Annotated in this window: 19 protein-coding genes; 5 read left to right on the top strand and 14 right to left on the bottom strand. The window is 39.3% G+C overall.

All coding sequences use genetic code 11. The annotated features are described in order from the left end of the window. Positions 1-19: 19 nt before the first annotated feature. Both IEV17_RS09600 and truB read right to left on the bottom strand, forming a co-directional pair. A complete protein-coding gene (locus tag IEV17_RS09600) occupies positions 20-790 on the bottom strand; it encodes a sulfite exporter TauE/SafE family protein (protein ID WP_004660219.1) in 771 nt (256 codons plus the stop codon). Between the two features lie 10 nt (positions 791-800). Beyond that, complete coding sequence (gene truB, locus IEV17_RS09595; protein ID WP_004660218.1) at positions 801-1694, bottom strand: tRNA pseudouridine(55) synthase TruB; 894 nt, start codon at positions 1692-1694, stop codon at positions 801-803. A 137-nt stretch (positions 1695-1831) separates the two neighbouring features. Between truB and IEV17_RS09590 the strand changes: the two genes are divergently transcribed. Both IEV17_RS09590 and IEV17_RS09585 read left to right on the top strand, forming a co-directional pair. After that, the gene (locus IEV17_RS09590) at positions 1832-2875 is read left to right on the top strand and encodes a lipase secretion chaperone (protein ID WP_004660216.1); all 1044 of its coding nucleotides are present in this window, start codon (positions 1832-1834) and stop codon (positions 2873-2875) included. A gap of 103 nt (positions 2876-2978) precedes the next feature. After that, positions 2979-3953 (top strand): lipase family alpha/beta hydrolase, encoded by a 975-nt coding sequence (locus IEV17_RS09585; protein ID WP_004660215.1) that lies wholly within the window; start codon positions 2979-2981, stop codon positions 3951-3953. Between the two features lie 58 nt (positions 3954-4011). Here the strand turns inward: IEV17_RS09585 and rplS are convergent, their stop codons facing one another. From rplS to ispH, 12 genes are all read right to left on the bottom strand, one after another. Next, a complete protein-coding gene (gene rplS / locus IEV17_RS09580) occupies positions 4012-4383 on the bottom strand; it encodes a 50S ribosomal protein L19 (protein WP_004660214.1) in 372 nt (123 codons plus the stop codon). 196 nt (positions 4384-4579) lie between these two features. Continuing rightward, positions 4580-5320 carry a tRNA (guanosine(37)-N1)-methyltransferase TrmD gene (gene trmD / locus IEV17_RS09575; RefSeq protein WP_004660211.1) on the bottom strand — a complete coding sequence of 247 codons (741 nt, stop codon included), beginning with the start codon at positions 5318-5320 and terminating at the stop codon, positions 4580-4582. A 45-nt stretch (positions 5321-5365) separates the two neighbouring features. Next, on the bottom strand, positions 5366-5914 hold the full coding sequence (rimM, locus tag IEV17_RS09570; protein ID WP_004660209.1) for a ribosome maturation factor RimM: 549 nt from the start codon (positions 5912-5914) through the stop codon (positions 5366-5368). A 16-nt stretch (positions 5915-5930) separates the two neighbouring features. Next, positions 5931-6188 (bottom strand): 30S ribosomal protein S16, encoded by a 258-nt coding sequence (gene rpsP, locus IEV17_RS09565; protein ID WP_004660208.1) that lies wholly within the window; start codon positions 6186-6188, stop codon positions 5931-5933. A 261-nt stretch (positions 6189-6449) separates the two neighbouring features. After that, positions 6450-6908 (bottom strand): type IV pilin protein, encoded by a 459-nt coding sequence (locus IEV17_RS09560; protein ID WP_004660207.1) that lies wholly within the window; start codon positions 6906-6908, stop codon positions 6450-6452. After that, positions 6908-7495 (bottom strand): type IV pilin protein, encoded by a 588-nt coding sequence (locus IEV17_RS09555; protein ID WP_004660206.1) that lies wholly within the window; start codon positions 7493-7495, stop codon positions 6908-6910. Before IEV17_RS09555 ends, IEV17_RS09560 begins: the two co-directional genes overlap by 1 nt. Then, positions 7483-11706, bottom strand: a complete 4224-nt coding sequence (locus tag IEV17_RS09550) for a pilus assembly protein (protein WP_004660199.1) — start codon at positions 11704-11706, stop codon at positions 7483-7485. Before IEV17_RS09550 ends, IEV17_RS09555 begins: the two co-directional genes overlap by 13 nt. A gap of 18 nt (positions 11707-11724) precedes the next feature. Beyond that, the gene (locus tag IEV17_RS09545) at positions 11725-12558 is read right to left on the bottom strand and encodes a PilX N-terminal domain-containing pilus assembly protein (protein ID WP_004660197.1); all 834 of its coding nucleotides are present in this window, start codon (positions 12556-12558) and stop codon (positions 11725-11727) included. Continuing rightward, positions 12555-13565, bottom strand: a complete 1011-nt coding sequence (locus IEV17_RS09540; RefSeq protein ID WP_004660195.1) for a PilW family protein — start codon at positions 13563-13565, stop codon at positions 12555-12557. Before IEV17_RS09540 ends, IEV17_RS09545 begins: the two co-directional genes overlap by 4 nt. Further along, positions 13566-14108: a type IV pilus modification protein PilV gene (gene pilV / locus IEV17_RS09535; protein WP_004660194.1), complete on the bottom strand. Its 543-nt coding sequence runs from the start codon at positions 14106-14108 to the stop codon at positions 13566-13568. It lies immediately after the preceding gene. Then, a complete protein-coding gene (locus IEV17_RS09530; RefSeq protein ID WP_004660190.1) occupies positions 14105-14623 on the bottom strand; it encodes a GspH/FimT family pseudopilin in 519 nt (172 codons plus the stop codon). The genes pilV and IEV17_RS09530 overlap by 4 nt, the downstream gene beginning before the upstream one ends. Positions 14624-14763: 140 nt before the next feature. Beyond that, complete coding sequence (gene ispH, locus IEV17_RS09525) at positions 14764-15714, bottom strand: 4-hydroxy-3-methylbut-2-enyl diphosphate reductase (protein ID WP_004660189.1); 951 nt, start codon at positions 15712-15714, stop codon at positions 14764-14766. 104 nt (positions 15715-15818) lie between these two features. Between ispH and gmk the strand changes: the two genes are divergently transcribed. From gmk to IEV17_RS09510, 3 genes are all read left to right on the top strand, one after another. After that, complete coding sequence (gmk, locus tag IEV17_RS09520; protein WP_004660188.1) at positions 15819-16442, top strand: guanylate kinase; 624 nt, start codon at positions 15819-15821, stop codon at positions 16440-16442. A gap of 70 nt (positions 16443-16512) precedes the next feature. After that, positions 16513-16791, top strand: a complete 279-nt coding sequence (gene rpoZ / locus IEV17_RS09515; protein ID WP_004660187.1) for a DNA-directed RNA polymerase subunit omega — start codon at positions 16513-16515, stop codon at positions 16789-16791. Positions 16792-16999: 208 nt separating this feature from the next. After that, a complete protein-coding gene (locus IEV17_RS09510) occupies positions 17000-19108 on the top strand; it encodes a RelA/SpoT family protein (RefSeq protein ID WP_004660186.1) in 2109 nt (702 codons plus the stop codon). The last annotated feature ends 161 nt before the right edge of the window (positions 19109-19269 follow it).

Below are 19269 nucleotides of genomic sequence, written 5' to 3'. Positions count from 1 at the left end.
GAAAGTTTATTTTTATAGATTAAACTGCAACAAAGATTTGATAAGCCAACCGACAAATTAAAATACTGACCAAAATCAAAAATAAAATACGAATAAAACCACTACCGTATTTCAAAGCCAAACGTACACCCAATAATGAACCTGCAATATTGGCAGCCGCCATCATAAAACCAAGCTGAAAGAAGATATGCCCTGCGGGAATAAAGAAGCTCAGTGCCGCCAGATTAGTCATAAAATTACCAATCTTGGATAATGCAGAAGCATGTAAAAAATCGACTTGAAGAAAGCGAATAAAAAAGAAGATAAAGAAGCTGCCTGTACCAGGACCAAAGATTCCATCATAGAAACCAATCGCTAAACTACCCAATGCGGCAAAAAATAATAATTTTGGTGTGATGTGTTGATCAACATGTACTTGCCCAAATTGCTTTTTCATAAAGGTATAAATCGCAATCACAATCAGCATAATTAAGACAATTGGTCTTAATATATGAGTAGGCACCAGTGAAACACAGGCTGCACCTAAATACGCACTGACAAAAGCAAAAATTGCGATCACCCATAATAATGACCACTGCAACTTTACTCGACGTACAAATGAAAAAGCTGCTGAACCCGTTCCAAAAATAGAGGCCAGTTTATTTGTTCCAAATAATGTTGCAGGAGCCGTTTGTGGTAATGCACCCATTAATGCTGGAATCTGAATTAACCCACCACCACCAACTGCCGCATCAATTGTTCCCGCACAGAATGCAAAAAACACCAGACTCAGAATCAGCTCCCATTCCATCAATATAACCTTATAAATTCAACAAACGTTTTGGCACAAGACGCTTTTTATCTGTAATTTCAGCTAAGCCCAAACAACGCTCACCATCAAATACCAATACTTCAGCAGCAGCTTCATGCTCAATATTACTTTCTTGACCATTACCAAAATATTTTTCACGCCCTTCGGGTAATTGAACCCTTGGAAAATGTTCAACAGGTGCATAAACAGGCAACAATAATGCATCCCGCTGTTCCTGAGTAAGCCCTTCTAAATATTCGATGGTATAACTTGGATTAATTTCAAAATGACCTGTTTGAGTACGATGTAATTTTGTTAAATGTCCACCGCAGCCCAAAGCTTCACCAATATCCTCACCTAACACTCGGATGTAAGTTCCTTTAGAACACGTCACATCTAAGGTCAAACTGTCTTCTGTAAAACTTAAAAGCTTGAGTTCATAAATAGTGACTGGACGCGCTTCACGCTCAATTTCAATTCCTTGGCGCGCTAACTCATACAAAGGGCGACCTTCTCGTTTCAGTGCCGAATACATCGGTGGCACTTGCTTGATATCACCACGAAACTGTTCTAGAACCTGTTCAATGTTAGCTTCAGTTAATGCGGGTACATCTCTTTGTTGAAGAATTTCCCCTTCAACATCACCCGTAGCAGTTGTCTGTCCAAGTTTTACTGTTGTTTGATAACGCTTGGTAGAATCCAATAAATAATGCGAAAACTTGGTTGCCTCCCCTAAGCAAATCGGTAATAAACCTGTTGCAAGCGGATCTAAAGCACCTGTATGTCCTGCTTTCTGTGCATTAAAAAGTCGACGTACTTTTTGCAATGCCGAATTAGAACTTAAACCTAACGGCTTATTTAATAAGAAAACACCACTCAGATGGCGATAAGAGCTTTTTTTCATAAATGAAAAGTCAAACAAGAAAGGTGTATTTTATCAAAACTATTCATCGGATTTTTAAAAATTAAACGCTCAAAAAAACAACATATATGATAAATTTATTTTCGTTTACGAAATTAAAAGCAAATGGATTATGCTTAATGAATAAAAATGGAAAAAAAATAGCATTATTATGTAGCTTATTGATCATTTCAGCAGTCATGCTGAGCGTATTGTATTGGTTATATCCAAATCAGTCTCAGCAATCACTTAACTCAACTGATCAATATAGCAACAACAGCAATCCATCACAGCTGCATAAGAGTCCAAAGAATATCAATCAACTCGATGCTTCTTTTAATAGCACCAGCCAAATGGATACTGAGATTGACTGCAAATTACAATTCAATAGCGCTCAGCATTTGATTGTGAATGAACATACGCGGAATTGTTTTGAGTATTTTATTTCTCAATACGGTGAGCGAAATATTGATGAAATTCGGCATAACTTTCAGCTTTATATCGCTAAAACATTTCAAGCTTCACAACAACAGCAAGTTTTAACCTTATGGTCACGTTATTTAGAATATCGCCAAGAGCTCAGTAAATTACAGACTCAACAACCCTCACAGGAAAGCTATCAATATTTCCAAACTATTTTTAATTCGATGCATGATTTAAAGCAGCGTTTTTTTTCAAATACCGAAATTGAGGGACTGTTTGGATCAGAGGATATCTATCAACAATACACGCTTGATCGCATGAAAATTCTAGAAAATAACGGATTAGATGCATCAGCGAAAGCAAAACAACTACAACAACGTTTTGAGCAGCTTCCTCAAGATTGGCAAGACAACCTCAAAGATTTATCAAAGCTCGATGATTTACATTCATTAACTGCACAAATCAAAGCAAGACATGGCTCAACCCAAGAGCTGCGTGATATGCGTGTCAATTTAGTTGGCGAGGCCGCTACTCAGCGTTTAGAGCAACTCGATCAACAACGATCTGATTGGAAACAGCGAGTTCAATCCTATCTTGATGAGCGTAAAACAATTGTAGATAGCAATATGAGCACTTCAGCCAAAGATCAAGCCGTTCAACAACTCAAACAAAAACAATTCCAATCAGCACAAGAACAACAGCGTTTGCAAACTTTTGAAACTGTCTATGACCAAGGAGGAACCTTACCTTTTAGTAATTAAGAAATATCTTAAGGCATTGAAATAAAGCTATTTAGCATGGATGCAATGTCTCGTTCGCAAGAACATCAAGACCCATATGAAAACAAAAATCGAGAGAAATATCATGCAAAAACTAATCCGCTGTCTTGCACTATCTATGATAGCAATGGGCGTATCAACAAGTTACGCATCAAATACAACGCAAGTTAAAGACAATAATGCCACATCAACATATGCAAAAACCAAATATCCGATGGTCTTTGTACATGGTGTCGCAGGTTTTTCACGCGTTGGAAGTGATCCATTAGGCGTTGATTATTGGCATCAAATCCTACCTGACCTTGCTCGTAATGGTGCAAATGTCTGGGCGACACGACTTTCACCTTTTAACTCAAATGAAATTCGTGGTGAACAACTAGCGCAACAAGTTGAAGAAATTATTGCGATTACTGGACAACCTAAAGTTAATTTAATTGGTCATAGCCAAGGTGGTCCAACGATCCGTTACGTTGCTGGCATTATGCCGAATAAAGTTGCCTCATTAACCAGTGTAAGCGGAACACATAAAGGTTCACCCGTTGCCAGTTTGATTATGAAAGTGGATGGAACTGCGCTGGGTAGTGCTGGGGCCGCAGTAGTCAATTTCTTTTCAGGCGCAATTACATGGGCACAAGGACTTGATCCAAAAAGCTATCCTCATGATGCTTTAGCCGCTGGACGTAGTATTTCGGTAGAAGGTTCAACCAAATTCAATACACGATTCCCAATGGGTGTACCAACCACAACATGTGGCGAAGGTAATTATCAAGAGAAAGGAATATATATGTATTCATTCTCAGGGACTCAAGCAGTCACAAACATTCTTGACCCACTTGATCCCCTATTTGCAGGTACTAGCCTAATTGTCGATATTAAAGGAGATAATGATGGTATGGTGAGCCGTTGTAGCGCTAAGTTTGGACGTACAATTAGAGACAATCTCCCTTGGAATCATGCAGATGAAGTGAATCAGGTTTTAGGTTTGAAATCACTGTTTGCACCTGATCCAATTGATATTTATCGTCAACATGCCAATCGACTAAAATTACAAGGACTATAGAGCAGACATAAAAAAATGCGCCAAAGGCGCATTTTTTTGCTTTACAACAAAGTTAAAATTAACCTTGTTTACGAGCTGGTAACTTTTCACGAATACGTGCAGCTTTACCAGACAACTCGCGTAGGTAGTAAAGTTTAGCACGACGAACGTCACCACGACGTTTCACTTCGATTTTAGCAACGATTGGAGAGTGAGTTTGGAAAACACGCTCAACACCAACACCGCTAGAGATTTTACGAACTGTGAAAGCAGAGTTCAAACCACGGTTTTTCTTCGCGATTACAACACCTTCAAATGCTTGAAGACGCTCACGGTCACCCTCTTTTACTTTAACTTGAACGATAACAGTGTCACCAGGAGCAAAAGCAGGGATATCAGTTTTTAACTGTGCATTTTCAACAGCTTGAACTAAAGGATGTTTACCACTCATTGTGGAATCTCCAATATGTGCGGGAGAGAAGAGGTCTCTTATACCGCTGAGGATAGAGGCTAAAACGCATATCGCTCGTTTAACTTTCCCTTTAAAGCAAAATTACTCTAAAGAGCCTATTTTCAACTTAAACTCAGTTTAAGTAGTAACTCGAAGCAAAGCTTCTCGTCCGTTGCAAACACAAACTTCTAACAGTTTAGTTTTGCGAATTTTTTAGCCATTTTTTTTGCTGTTTAGTCAACTCAACTTTATCAACCAACTCTGGTCGACGATCTAAAGTTCGTTGATAACGCTGCAAAAAACGCCATTTCTCAATATTGGCATGATGTCCTGATTTAAGTACCTCAGGCACATCTAACCCTTCGAAATGGTCTGGCTTGGTATATTGTGGACAATCAAGAAGACCATCCACAAAAGAATCTTGGATCGCAGATTGCTCGTCAGACATGACATTTGGCAATCGACGAATAATACTATCAAGCAACACCATCGCTGGCAGTTCACCACCCGATAAAACGTAATCCCCAATTGACCATTCTTGATCAACATAATTTTGGATTAAACGCTCATCGACACCCTCATAACGCCCACACAATACAATCAAACCATCATAATCAACGAATTGTTGTACTGCCTGTTCATTTAAGGTTTTCCCTTGCGGTGACATATACACCACTGGGGCATGAACACAGCTTGCTTGTGTTGCAAGTTGTTTAGCATGGTTAATTGCTTTTGCCAAAGGCTCAGCCATCATCACCATACCAGGACCACCACCGAAAGGACGCTCATCCACTCGTTTGTAGTTGCCCTCAGCAAAATCTCGTGGGTTAATGCAAGTCACTTGCACGATGTCACGCTTTGCTGCACGCCCGCTAATCCCGTGCGCTGTAATCGCTTCAAACATTTCAGGAAACAGTGTGATGACTGCAAAAAACACCGCAGACTCCTTTATTTTCCTGCTGTGCTACTATTCCAAAAAGGATTAGTAGTCTACGCCCCAATTGACGTAAATACGACCAGCTTCAAGATCAACGCGTTGTACCACATCTTTATACCAAGGAATCATTCGCTCTTCAGCATCAATGCTATCAGGTGTCGCTTTCACGACCATGACATCATTAGCACCAGTTTCAAACAGTTCGTAGATTTGACCGAGATTCACTTCTTGTTCTTCATCATCAAGACCTAACACGGTTAAGCCTTTAAGATCAGACCAGTAGTACTCGTCTACATCTGCTTTAGGAAGCTGTGATTTAGCAATCCAGATATTTGCACCAACTAAGTTTTCTGCACCTGTGCGATCATTCACGCCTTTTAATGCAACAACCAAGCCTTTGCCATGTGGTTTCCAACGTTTTACATCTATGGTTTGCCAACCTGCCTTGGTCTCAATGTACCAAGGAAGGTAGTCAAACATATTGCTCATAGGTTCTGTATTAGAGTAAACCCAGAGCCACCCATTCAATCCATAAGCTGAACGTAACTGTCCAATCTGAATACGATCTTCTGGTACATTCTGTGTTGATGTCATGGGCTACCTACTACAATTATGCAGTAGTTGCAGCTTTTTTAGCTTGAGCAGCTAAAGAAGCAACACGATCTGAAGGTTGAGCACCTTGAGCAACCCAGTGAGCAAAACGGTCAGCATCTAAACGAACTTTTTCAGCTTTACCTTGTGCAGTTGGGTTAAAGAAACCAATACGCTCGATGAAACGACCATCACGTGCATTGCGGCTATCAGTTACAATGATTTGATAGAATGGACGTTTTTTTGCACCACCGCGCGCTAAGCGAATAACAACCATGAGAACAACCTTATAATTTTTACGGATTATCCCTGCGCCGACCATCGGCAGCACTTCAAACCCCTTTCATAGAGGGCAATATTCTACGTTATATTTACTCTGAAAGAAAGACTAAATTAAGAGTTATCCACAGTTTTGAATTCGGCAAGAATAATTGCCAATAACTAAGGTGATAGGCTACTTTAACTAAATCATGAAAACTACTAAATAAAAAAGCAAGCTAGTTAAGCTTGCTTTTGGGACTGGAAAGGAATCAATTAACTAACGTCCATCCCAATTTGAAGTTGGCGAAAGAATACATGCAGATGCCCCTTTTGCCCAAAACCTCTGTCCTTGATCATTCAAACAGATAACGCCATTACCAAATTGATTTGTCCCACTTTTAGGTGTTGCAACTAATAACCAAGTTCTTACATTTGCATTTGAGGCAGTTAATGGATTGCCATTTGCATCTGTAAGTACAATATCATACAACGGCTTACCCAAAGGTATTGTTGATCTACCAAAGATATTAGAAACTGTACGCCCTGCATAATTATAGTTAGCTAACTTATAGTTAGATAAATTTCTTGCAACATCCAACATCTCAGTTTGGGCATTTACCCGCTGTGTGCGAATTTGATAAGCTGTATAAGACGGGTATGCGATAGCAAGTAAAATCGCAATAACAGTCACAACTATTATTAATTCAATTAAAGTAAAAGCGCGTTGGCTTATCATTACCAATCCTCTTTGCCAGTTACAGTAGTTCCACAATCAGCATAGCTAACATTCGCTTTTGTTTTGTTTTTACATTTCATACCACTACTAGTCATTAGAAAATTGTAATTTTTAACATCAGAAGTCTCTGCTTTCATCGCCCAGTTTCTACCACGAACAGTTGGTTTAGGCGGTGAGCTCCCATCAACTGCAGTCAATAACTTAGTTGAATCATCTGCATCACGAATCGTAATTGTATATTTGATTGCCGTTCCTGTTGCCCCCTGAGGCAATATAATTGATGTCATAGGACCTGTGGCACCATAGATATATGCAGGATCAAAACCACGATAAGTAAAATTTTTTGCTTTATGTCTAGCTAATTGTTCAGCAATTTTCTGCATTTCTTGCTGAACAACAGATGCATCTGCTCGCCTTACATACTCTTGATAGCTAGGAATAGCAATAACCATAAAAATTGCAATCAAAACTAATACTAGCATCAGTTCGATTAGAGTGAATCCATTCACTCTTCGACTCTTGGAGGAGTCACGTTGAAAGAGCGTGACGTCTCCAATTGATTTCATGTGTTTAATTATTTCACCCATTTTTCATACCACCGAGTAGGGTTAATAATTGCACTGCATCCCCATTCACCAACACCTTTTATTGGTGCTGAAATCGTTTTACCCGCACAAGAAGATCCAGTATTAGTTTTTGGAACTAAGGCAACACCACGAATACCTGTACCAATTACATTAGAATTACACTCGGTGGCATTATCCGGACAATTTAGCGTTGTTGTTTGTAATCCAGAGTTATTCTCCATCCCCCCTGTACCAGTATCTGGAGTTCCATCTGCTTTTAAATATACGCCAAATGGTAAACCATATAGTTGACGATCAGTCTCACCAACTACCCTTGGTAAACAAGGATTCTGTGGAGCAATACCAGTTCCTTGAGGATCGTAAACAGGAATAATAAGATTTCCAGTAATTGCTATTGGCTCTTCAAAGGCTTTCATACCACCAGCAATCCGTCTAAACCCAGTAGTAGTAGACACTTCTGTTCCATCACTTTTACTTGAAAGGGAACGATACCAACCGTCTTTTGTTGCTGTTGCACCAATAAAGACCGCTGGAATATTTCCTGTCAATGTTTGAGGATTCTTTTGTAAATTAGCAAGTGTCTTATTTTGTGTTAATAGTGTTGGCGATCCGCTGATTAAATTACTCTTGATGAAATCACGATCAATAAGACCGTATACATTATTTACCAATCGATCTGTCAATGCTGTTTTAGGCAACATCCCATCACGACCGATCAATGGATAAACATCTAGTGGAGTGCTTCGATTTCCTGAAGCGACACCAACCAAAATAAAGGTTGTAGCACCTTGGTCATGAATTGTTAAAGTTGGTGCTTCATAAAAACGAGGATTTGTGCCATTAGTTAAGGCAGTTCCAGTTGTTGTCGTTGCGAGATTTGCTAAACGAACAACTCGCTTACCTAAATTTGCACTTGACGTACCTGAAGCATTATTAAGATCTGCACGGAAAACTTGACCACCTAAATCACCAAAATATAAATGATCAGCTAAACCATCTGCATCCCGATCAATAACACTAATACGACTAACAATACTGTGTTTCATATCGGCATTTGTCACATCAGCACCAGATGAACTACTTGCCCACCACAAGCGAGCACCAGTTTTAGCATCAATAATGTAAATCGCATTCCCTTTTGCTTCAGTACGATTATCACAAGAAGCATCTGGGTAATCCGTCGGTACATTTACACCGTTTACGTTCGTATAAGATAATACTTTACCAAATTCAAATTTTGGGTTTTCGTAGCATTGATCATATCCACCGCCAACGATCATCACTCGTTTAATCTGATTGTTATATCGAATGTTTGCCAAAACAGGCTTAGACCAAGATTGCCCCATGCGTGAATAATTAGATTGGTCAGCACCAACGCGGAATAGAAATTTCGGTGCTTTAGGGTCTAAAACATCTAATCCATAATAGCTACTACCACCCATTCGTAGCCCACCATATACATTCATTTGACGGGCTTTAACTAGACTACTATCGGTAGCAGATGCTGCTTTCTGTGTTGTATAGGCAGCATCTGCTACCCATGCAGCATCTACACCATGCACAGGCGCATTCGTATCATCTTGTCCTTTCACCAAAGCTTTTGATGACAATGTATTTCTTAATAACTCAGCTGGAACAAAAACCATCTGTTCAACACCCGTTTCACCGTCAACAAGATGCAGACCACCATCCATCGTTCCATACAAAACAGATTGGCTTCGTGTACTTGTCAGTTTACCTGCTGAATCTAACGTACCTGAATAAGTTAATTGAATTGGATATGAGTGAATACTTCCACCCATCGCTAAATTCGGAGCATTTGGTGTAATTAATGACGTTGGTAAAGCTGTAGCAGTTTCATCTAAAGGAACACTATACCCAAGATAATTCAAAAGTTTTTGCTTGATAAAGAGTGGAAAATCTTTTAAACCAAGTTGAGTAGAAAATTTACCCAAAACATATGAATCAACATTTGTAGTAGGTACGATTCCTTCAGGAATTCGCAATAAACTTGCACCGTTACTTGCTCCTGTTAATGTACTACCACCAGTTACAGCAACATCTGTAAATAAAGTTCTTAAAGCATTTGGAGTCGCAGTTAATGCATATTCTTTTGGCTTTTTATTCAAATCCTGATTTTGACCTAGAATAGGCATAGGTACACGAGAGTATGCTCCACCTAAATTAACAATCCCGCCATCATCATAACTCGTATTCTGATAGACACTCGCATTGTTCCAATTATCTTTTGTATTTGTATTAAAACCGCCATCAGTTTTATAGACAAGTGTAGTTCCATTCACTGAAGTAAATGCGCCTGTATTTGTACCGGTTAAAGCAACTTTATACTTTTTAAGATTACCAGCCCAAATCACTTTATTACTTTGCGGGTTAGGTTCTAGCGCACGTAAATAACCATAAGGTTGTAAACCCGATGGATCCAAATCATCGATTGGAACTGAAATTGCGCCTGTCGTTAATGGCTCCAATGGTGCCGAACCTAAGTTATTAATAAACGCAATAACACTGTCTGTCACTCCGCTTGAACTTTGGGTTGGGAAAAAACCACCATTACCATAACCAGGACTAGAAACTGCATAAGTTCCTTGACCAGGTGAACAAGCATCATTACCAGTACGATCAGCTTGTGTCCGAGAACTGATTTTGCAGGCATTTCTAGCATCTGCTGCACCGCTAGTTGCTGTTAAGTTATTCATGACTGAACCAAAACCAACAAAAGCTGTCTGAATAGATACACCTGCTGGGTTTTTTGTACTGTCATATAACTTCTTAGCGAATTCCCCCATACAATCCCAAGCTGAGTCACTACCTGTATTGCTTAGTCCTCCACTACAACTAAAACCAGCCCCACTACTACCTAATGCTTTTGACATTACTTGCGTAGCTTCTGCTGTGCTAGAACTGTTCGCAGCACCATCTGACAAGAAGTAGACCCCTTGACCATCACAAGAAACTCGATCAGCGCTATCAGGCAATGGGGATTTATATGCCACATCAATATCAGCCGCCGTTCGATCCATTACAATATCTGGATTCGACGTTGTATCTCTACTTTTTGACTTCGGAACCCCACTATTCGCATCCGCATTGATTTGATAAAGTTGAGATTCATTCACCCTAAAAATAATCGTTTGATCGGTATCACGATTTGGATTTGAAATAGAACTTGGGCTTGTTGAATCATAATCCGCACTCCACGGTTGATTAACCCATTCAGGATTCGAACTACTTGTTGTTCGTGTCGTATTACTTGGATCTTGATATGAGGTATTGGTGGATGTTCCCCAATTTGCACAGCTTTGTGTATTTGTATTTCCAAATGTCGTTGCATTTAGGCTTTGGCATGTTGAAAATTGATACGTATATGTATAACGATAGTATGTTTTACCACTTACCGTTACAGCGACTCGGCTATAACGCCTAATTAATCTTTGCTTTTCTACAGCAATATCACGATAGACTCGGTTTTCAGTATATGTCGATGTCCCCATCAAATAAGCTGCGGCTTCTGCAAACGCATGGGCAGATGGCGTACCATTACTTGCAACAAGACCTGCAACCGCAGTTTTTAATGCCACACGTTGGGTAGAGCCAACAGCTCCAAGCGCCTTAGCAGGTACTAAAATTTCACCTGATGAACCATCTCCGGTTGTAGTCCCTGAGTTATAGGCTGAAAAATGTCCCAAACCTACGCGTACATTATTTAATGTTGGATTATTACTGTCTAAAAAAGCAAACATACCATCTTTGAGACGGCTCAAACGATCATAACAACGATAACCTGTAATTGATGCACCTGTCGCACCTAAAGGTTGTGCCTCACAGCCTGAAGCGGTATCTTTGACCTTTGCGTTGGTTGTACTTGCAGATATTGAACAATAATAACGCGTATAAGATGGTGTTGTTGAACTCGTAGACGAAGTTACACTACAACTACTACTTGTTAGACCATAATCGTCATACAAACTATACCCAGAACTAAGGGTATAACCCATCGAACCAGAAGTATCCAACATCATGACAATGGTTTTTTTACCTGCAGTGGGTACGGCATAAATTTGCATATCGGTAGCTTGCGCAACTGAAGAAGCAACCAACATCGTTCCAGTAAATGCCCAAGCAAATGACACACCATATTGAATATGATGAGTTTGATTTTGAGAATTCAACCTATTTTTTAATTTTTTCATCATCATTCTCCATTTTCATTATGGGGTTGGTACTGGAGCACTTATTTGCTGCTCACGTTCACGTAGAACTAATTCTTGTACTTGCGTATTTACAGGAATACCGTACCCAGATAAACACTCGGCCATCGTTTTTTTACCTGCAACTGCCTCATCAAGATTGTCATTGATATATCCTACGGATGTCGCTGATCCAATACAGTCTTCCTGCACTACAGACAAATCCTGTGTTGAGTAACTTGGAAGGATTGATGTAATTGTGATGCGTACACGTGAATCAGAAGCCTTACTATTTTTTACAAGTGAGTTTTCACTCAAATCAGAGTTACGATCTAAATAAGCTCCTATACCCGCATTTGCGGCATCTGTTGGTATACGAACAGCAACTTGTGTTACCACTGCTGACCGAGCACTTCCAAAATCCTTTTCTAAATCACAAAAACCACTACGATTAGACTGAGTAGAATCAATTGTTGCTTTGGTATTAGCAGGATCAGTCTGTGCTGGAGGAACCAATACGGTTGCATCTAAAGCAGCTCCCATTTGTTGCGCCGATGTAGGTCTGTAGCAAAAAATAAATTCTTTACCTGGCGCACTTTTATGTTCCAAAATTGCTGCTCCGATGACGACATCCGCTTTTTTTAATGCTTCATAAGTTGAAACATTTATAAATTGGTTTGTAGGTGCATCACCCGTTTGTACTAATAACTGACCAATTTGGCTATTAGTTGCGATATTTAGAGAAGTAATTGCCGTACGGATTGCCAGAATCCCTAGAATCGTAATCAGTAACAATAAAATTAAAACTACAATTAAAGTAGCTCCTCTTTGTCCTCGGCGATAAGCTATTTTCATATTCTTTCCCCTAAAGCATTTCGAAGCGCTACCGTTGTAGTGTATACACGACGGGCATATTTTGTATTTTTATCTTTCAATTCAACACTTTGATTCAAAATATCTATTTTTTTAGTGAGATCAATCGATGCATTTTTTGTATCATCCAAAGATCGAACTAACACAGCAAATTTAACTGAAACGATTCTTGGGGGAATCGTAGCAGGAGTTGCAGCTCTAGCATTTGCAGCAAGTTGACGATATTGATTAATTGTATAGTAAGCTAGATTTCCTGTTGGAGTGCGCGCACCTAACTGAACTGTAAAGTGATCAACACGAGGAATAATCATTTCACCTGCATCACCAAAGCCAGTTAGATTTGTTGGAGTAGAAATAGCCGCTGTGCCGACAGGTGTAGGGGTATTGGCATCGCAAGCTAAACCAAAATCAGTACCAGATGTTGCGGTTGCAGGATCTCGTCGGATAAAGTAACGTTGAATGACATAATCACGAGCTTGAACTACCCCCCCCTCACAGTTAACCATATCATTCGGAGCTACAAATTGAATCGTTAACTGATCACTTTGCACATCCACATTTGATAATCCTTGCCATTGGTTTTGGGTAGTGCTCACAGCTTCATTTAGACCCACACTATGACTCAACAGACCTTGAGCAATAAAAGGTGCTGCTGCAGGAATCGGAAGATTAGTGTTGGTTAAGACCCCATTATTAGCTGTTAGAACAATTCCCCCCCAAGGTGTTTGCTCATTCAATTCTGGGTTATTAATATTTCCATAATTTGCTAAACGAATATCACGGACAATATAATCTAAACCAAAAATACCACTATTCTGCAACTCATCATTCGCTTGTTGCATACGCGTTGATAAAATACTACCTGTAAACAATTGCACTGCGGCTGCAGAAACCAATAGGCCCAAAACTAATGCAACCATCAATTCTATTAAGGTAAAACCTTTTTGATATTGATTGGAGATATTATACTTTTGACGAAGACTAGTCATTTAATATGCCTCCATCATTAAACATTTAGAATTACTTACATATACACCAGTTGCAGACATACATTGACTAATATCAGCAGTTGTGCCACTTACACTCAACACCGTATCCCCCCAAGCAGCAAAAAGACATTGTCGCTGAACTGGTGCTCCAGCTGTACCTGGGCAAGCGGTCATTGTAATATTCATCCCTAATTCAAATGCGGTTTTTGCAGCAAAATAGGCATCATACGTCGCCGCTTGCGCTGGCGTACAAACTGTCGCAGGATTAAAACATGTGGTTGTAGGAGCTGTAGGTAAAGCTGTTATATTCGTATAATTACGTACGGCCGCTGGATAGTTCGCTTGTCCAGCAGAATTTACTCGAATACTCTCAGCAAGACTTCGTAAAACCAAAACCCCTTGGGAACGAGTTAAAGCTTCACTCGATGCATCTATGGCTCTAAATTGCAAGATACTGTATCCCAACACACCTACAGCAAGTAATAACAAAGCAACCAAAACCTCCACAAGACCAACACCCTGTTGATTTTTTATATTTATCATACACATACACCCGTATTTTTTGCCTGTGTCACGCTGCCTAAACGAGTTATTGTTATCGTTCGCTTATTTGCAGAAGCGCAAAGCCTAAACGTTTTCACAGCAGCCACACTACCCGTAGCATTAAACAAAATAAAAGAATCACTCGTCGATTCAACAGCTACTTTTGAATCAATATCAACTGAAAAAACACGATTATTTAAAATATCTTGCTTTTGGGCCGTAGTTAAAGCTGGACTAGTAGCCGTATAAGCTGGTATTGCGGCTTGTGCACATTTATCTTTATTAAAATCTGGATCAGAAGCCAACTTATTTGGACAAACTGCAACAGTTGATCTTAATACTGTCGCCTGAGATCTAGCTTGACTCAATGTAGCCATAAAACCACGCGAAGATGCATCAAGTTTTTGTCGCGTCAACATATCTCCAAAAGAAGGCATAGCGATCGTAACAATAATAGATATTATTGACAGTGTTACAATCAACTCTATCAAAGTGAATCCTCGATTGTTCCCCATCGCTTTACACCTAATTATCCAAATTCCCTTACTTTATATTAAATCTTATTTTTACAGAACCAATACAAAGCAGATAAACTCTATAAAAAAACGGATAGGCTGTACCTTATCCGTTTCGAGTTCACATTTTTCTATAGGAATTAGGCTTGTATCACCTGAATACGCAACTCCTTGGGTAAGCTAAACGTAATATTTTCTTCTCGTCCATCCAACTCTTTAGGAGGGGTTGCACCCCAATCTTGTAACCGTTGAATCACTTGTTTGATTAGTATCTCTGGTGCAGATGCACCTGCAGTCACACCGATTTTACTTTCTTGCTTAAACCATTCTTTTTCAAGCTGATCAGCATTATCCACGAGATAAGCAGATTTACCCATCCGCTCTGCCAACTCCCGTAAGCGATTTGAATTCGATGAATTCGGAGAACCTACCACCAATACAACATCACATTGTTCAGCCAAATCACGTACGGCATCTTGACGATTTTGAGTGGCATAACAAATATCATCTTTTCTCGGACCTTGGATCTTAGGAAATTTAGTTCTTAATGCATCGATGACCTTAGCAGTATCATCAATCGAAAGCGTCGTTTGAGTGACAAATGCAACTTTATGAGGATGCTCAACCACTAAAGCCTCAACATCTTCTTCATCTTCAACCAAATAAATCTTTCCACCACCAGATTTATCATATTGCCCCATTGTACCTTCGACCTCAGGATGCCCCTCATGCCCAATTAGGATTGCTTCAGTTCCTTCTCTGGCATATTTCGTGACCTCAATATGTACTTTAGTCACTAAAGGACAAGTTGCGTCAAATACTTTTAAGCCTCGACGATCCGCTTCTTGTTGTACAGCTTTTGAAACGCCATGAGCACTAAAAATTACAATCGAGCCATCTGGCACTTGGTCCAGCTCATCAACAAACACTGCACCACGCTGACGTAGATCATCAACCACAAACTTATTATGCACCACTTCATGACGAACATAAATTGGCGGATTAAAACATTCTAGTGCGCGATTGACGATTGCTATCGCACGGTCAACACCAGCACAGAAACCTCGCGGATTGGCCAATACAATTTCCATAACATCCTCTCTCTTATCACCTGAATATTTATGCCAAACTATTTCGTTTAATGGCACGCTACACTACAATAGCCAAGATATTTTATCATATCAGGAAAAATATCATGTCGGGTCTATTGTTTGTCGTTTCTGCGGCATCAGGAACAGGCAAAACATCTCTCGTTAAAGCCCTACTCGATCGAGTCAGCAATTTACACGTTTCTGTCTCTCATACTACACGCGGTCAACGCCCTGGTGAACTTGATGGTGTTCACTATCATTTTACTGATACTGAAACTTTTTTAGCTCAAGTAGAACAAGGTGGTTTTATTGAGTATGCAGAAGTATTTGGTAATTACTACGGTACATCTCAAGCCAAAGTCAAAGAACAATTACAACAAGGTCATGATGTGTTACTCGAAATTGACTGGCAGGGTGCTGATCAAGTTCGTCGACTTTTTCCTGAATCAAAACAAATTTTTATCTTACCGCCAACTCAATATGATTTAAGACAACGATTATCTAATCGCGGAACAGATTCAGTTGAAGTAATTGAACATCGTTTAAGTTGTGCTGTAGAAGATATGCGTCATTTCGCAAATTTCGATTACATCATCATCAATGATGATTTCAATAAGGCTGTTCATGATTTAGAAGCAATTATTACAGCAAATCGTTTAGTTACCTTACAGCAAAGTGCTCGTCACCAGCAATTAATTGAAAAGTTAATCACCCTTAATCGCGAATAACTTGAGTCTTATTTAAAAGCCTTTTATACTATTTAGTCTTTTCAAATGTAATGTTCAAACGAGACAACTTATGGCACGTGTAACCGTTGAAGATTGTTTAGACCACGTAGATAACCGTTTTGAGTTAGTACTGGTAGCGAGTAAACGTGCACGCCAATTAGCACGTCAAGGTATGGAACCAACTGTAGAATGGGATAATGATAAACCAACAGTCGTTTCATTACGCGAAATTGCGGCAGGTCATGTCACTAAAGAAATTTTAAAACAACGCGATCAAGATTATCAGACTTCAAATCTTGATATGGTGTTGTCTACAAACTCATTAAATTTAGAAGGCTTCTCTTTCTAAATTGGATTTGCTTTGTCTAAAAGCCCATTGTGAATACACTGGGCTTTTTTGTTTGTTGAAAATTTCAGCGCTATATTGGTAAAAACAATATATTTCATTGAAAAAATTTACGAGTTTTTCTAATGAACAAATTGACAAGTTTCACAATATGCTTTTCATTAGAAGCTAGTCTTATTTATTCCTGAATTCATGTTATAAAAGGTGTTTTATGCCAGGCGAAGAGGTCAGCCAAGCCAAGCAACAACTCAAGGTCATTATTGAAGCCTATCTTAAAGATAGTGATATTCAGAGTGTACTTGCTGCCTGTGATTTTGCTGATTTAGCACATAGTGGTATTACGCGAAAAAGCGGTGAACCCTATGTTCTTCATCCTATTGCTGTGAGTTGCATTCTGGCACATATGCGTTTAGATGCTGATACGCTTATGGCAGCGTTATTACATGACGTGATAGAAGATACTGAATTTAGCAAAGATGAGATTGGTGAAAAATTTGGATCTGTGGTTGCCGAACTTGTTGATGGTGTGACTAAACTCAGCCATTCCAGTGATAAAGAATATAACAAGGCAGCATCATTCCGCAAAATTCTACAAGCCACCTTACAAGATCCACGTGTCATTATTATTAAATTAGCAGATCGCTATCATAATATGACGACTTTAGGCGCATTACGTCCAGATAAACGAGCACGCATAGCCCAAGAAACCTTTGATATTTTCGTACCCATGGCACGTCTTGTGGGTATGAATGAGATGGCCGACAACCTAGAACATTTGTGTTATCAAAATCTTGATTTGGATATGTTTAATGATGTGCAAACTGCATTATTAGAAACCAAACCTAAACGTTGTGAATACCAAGCGGTATGGGAGCAAAAATTATCAGATTTGCTTAAAAAATATAATCTACAAGGGCGTATTAAGAAGAAAAATAATAACATCGAACTACTACGTCATTTTGTAAAAAATGAAATTGATTTAAATGAATTAAGTCATAGCCATGCTTTTGAAATTATTCTGCAAAGTATTGCTGATTGCGACCGTCTAGTTGAAGCACTCAAAGATAATTTTCAAGTCTTACAGTATAATGATCATATTCGCCGTCCTTTACCAGGTGGCAATCAATCATTAATGATTAAGCTAAAAGGTGAAAAAACAACATTATCTTTGACGATCCAAACCGAATTAATGCGTAAAGCTGCTCGTTTTGGTGTAGTACTCGGGGAGAATGCACCTCAAGCATGCCGTTCAGCAATTCAAGCTTCGATGCAGAACCTGAATACGCTCATTGATAGTGATTGTGCAAAAACCACTTTTAGTGACTTACTTGATTATTTACATCAGGAAAAAATTTGGGTCTATACGCCACACGGCCAATTACATGAGCTTCCTCAAGGCGCGACTGTTGTTGATTTCGCCTACTCAGCTAGCCTATTTTTAGGCAATCATGCTGTTGGCGCAAAAGTGGATGGTGAAATCCGCCCTCTTTCAACTCCATTGCATAGCGGACAAGTAGTTGAAATTATCACTGACGTATTAGCAACACCGAATCCAGATTGGCTCAGTTTTATTAATACTCAAAAAGCACGTCGTGCATTACAGAATTTGCTAAGAGAACAAGACATTGATGAGCAACGTCTTGTCGGTCAACAAGCTCTTAATCGTGCTTTAAAACTATTTCATCGCTCTATAGATGACCTTTCAGCAGAAGACTGGATTAGTGTACTTGAGTGGCGACATTTAGCTGATAAAGATACGCTATTTGAACAAATTGCAGTTGGGGATTTATTACCTCAATTGGTTGCAAATCATTTATTTGCTCAAGATTATCACTCTCAGCATCATGAAACTTCCGATCGCTTGATTTTAGGAACTGAGGGTGTTGATGTAAAATACGCACACTGTTGTAATCCTGTGCTTGGAGATCCAATTCAAGGGCATTTATCTCGACGTGGTTTAATCGTACACCGTTCACGCTGCCGTAATTTACTGCATGAACAACACCTACATCCCGAAAACATTATGCCTTTACACTGGCAATCAGAAGAAATTGATGATGTTCGCTTTAGTGCATTCTTATGTATTCATATGATGATGAGTGACGAACAAATTTCTGACCTGATTTATCAATGCCGAAAGGCCAAAACAGGCGTAGAAATGGTCTATTCACAAGACCAGAAAACCTATGTGAATATAGTCGTGAGCAATCGAAATCAAATTGCCCAAATTATTCGTGATTTACGCATGCATTTTGGCTTCCCACGGATTGAACGCTTAAATATGCCAACCGCCCAACCAGAGGTTGCAAAAGTTAGTTAATCGTTTAATACACGATGTTCGCCCAGACCTAAAATTGTAAGATTCCATATTCTTAAAGCTAATGAATCATTTGCAAACAATTGCGACTAAACAGTATTCGACCGTTTCCGAGCCAAACTTTTGTGTTAAAGTCACATTGTTTAAGATAGAAACAATGACAT

This window comes from Acinetobacter modestus (assembly GCF_014636095.1).
Taxonomy (GTDB): domain Bacteria; phylum Pseudomonadota; class Gammaproteobacteria; order Pseudomonadales; family Moraxellaceae; genus Acinetobacter; species Acinetobacter modestus.
The sequence above is the reverse complement of the archived record's forward strand: the minus strand, read 5'-3'. Positions and strand labels throughout refer to the sequence as shown.

Coding starts and splice junctions, on each gene's coding strand:
- IEV17_RS09600 (WP_004660219.1), bottom strand. CDS start 790: ATGGAATGGGAGCTGATTCTGAGTCTGGTGTTTTTTGCATTCTGTGCG.
- truB (WP_004660218.1), bottom strand. CDS start 1,694: ATGAAAAAAAGCTCTTATCGCCATCTGAGTGGTGTTTTCTTATTAAAT.
- IEV17_RS09590 (WP_004660216.1), top strand. CDS start 1,832: ATGAATAAAAATGGAAAAAAAATAGCATTATTATGTAGCTTATTGATC.
- IEV17_RS09585 (WP_004660215.1), top strand. CDS start 2,979: ATGCAAAAACTAATCCGCTGTCTTGCACTATCTATGATAGCAATGGGC.
- rplS (WP_004660214.1), bottom strand. CDS start 4,383: ATGAGTGGTAAACATCCTTTAGTTCAAGCTGTTGAAAATGCACAGTTA.
- rimM (WP_004660209.1), bottom strand. CDS start 5,914: ATGACATCAACACAGAATGTACCAGAAGATCGTATTCAGATTGGACAG.
- rpsP (WP_004660208.1), bottom strand. CDS start 6,188: ATGGTTGTTATTCGCTTAGCGCGCGGTGGTGCAAAAAAACGTCCATTC.
- IEV17_RS09560 (WP_004660207.1), bottom strand. CDS start 6,908: ATGATAAGCCAACGCGCTTTTACTTTAATTGAATTAATAATAGTTGTG.
- IEV17_RS09555 (WP_004660206.1), bottom strand. CDS start 7,495: ATGGGTGAAATAATTAAACACATGAAATCAATTGGAGACGTCACGCTC.
- IEV17_RS09550 (WP_004660199.1), bottom strand. CDS start 11,706: ATGAAAAAATTAAAAAATAGGTTGAATTCTCAAAATCAAACTCATCAT.
- IEV17_RS09545 (WP_004660197.1), bottom strand. CDS start 12,558: ATGAAAATAGCTTATCGCCGAGGACAAAGAGGAGCTACTTTAATTGTA.
- IEV17_RS09540 (WP_004660195.1), bottom strand. CDS start 13,565: ATGACTAGTCTTCGTCAAAAGTATAATATCTCCAATCAATATCAAAAA.
- pilV (WP_004660194.1), bottom strand. CDS start 14,108: ATGATAAATATAAAAAATCAACAGGGTGTTGGTCTTGTGGAGGTTTTG.
- IEV17_RS09530 (WP_004660190.1), bottom strand. CDS start 14,623: ATGGGGAACAATCGAGGATTCACTTTGATAGAGTTGATTGTAACACTG.
- ispH (WP_004660189.1), bottom strand. CDS start 15,714: ATGGAAATTGTATTGGCCAATCCGCGAGGTTTCTGTGCTGGTGTTGAC.
- gmk (WP_004660188.1), top strand. CDS start 15,819: ATGTCGGGTCTATTGTTTGTCGTTTCTGCGGCATCAGGAACAGGCAAA.
- rpoZ (WP_004660187.1), top strand. CDS start 16,513: ATGGCACGTGTAACCGTTGAAGATTGTTTAGACCACGTAGATAACCGT.
- IEV17_RS09510 (WP_004660186.1), top strand. CDS start 17,000: ATGCCAGGCGAAGAGGTCAGCCAAGCCAAGCAACAACTCAAGGTCATT.